Origin of the sequence: Stenotrophomonas sp. AS012628, from assembly GCF_010608305.1 — a bacterium.
In the GTDB taxonomy this organism is placed as follows: domain Bacteria; phylum Pseudomonadota; class Gammaproteobacteria; order Xanthomonadales; family Xanthomonadaceae; genus Stenotrophomonas; species Stenotrophomonas geniculata.
The window spans coordinates 1-225 of sequence record NZ_VMBJ01000272.1 but is presented as its reverse complement, the minus strand read 5'-3'; the positions used below and the strand labels follow the sequence as shown (position 1 = coordinate 225).

The 225-nt window shown below is 67.6% G+C and carries 1 protein-coding gene; it reads left to right on the top strand.

Features of this window, described 5'->3' with window-relative positions:
• Nucleotides 1–225: hypothetical protein (locus G5A07_RS21890; protein ID WP_191864035.1), on the top strand; the 225-nt coding region annotated here is incomplete at both ends.

Sequence of the window (225 nt, the reverse complement as noted above, 5' to 3'; positions counted from 1 at the left end):
ATCTCGAACCAGTCCCTGACCTTCTTCGTGAAGGGCAAGCCCTACTCGATCACGAAGGACCATGAGCACTTCCTCGCCGCGAAGGACCTCCTGCAGCAGCCCGGGGCGCACCCCGTCCAGCGGCTGATCGAGATGGTCGACGCCCGCCAGGCCCTGCTGCGCGACAGCCACGGCGCCCTCCAGATCATCGGCGCCGACCTCGTCTACCGCGGCCAGGTCCTGCAC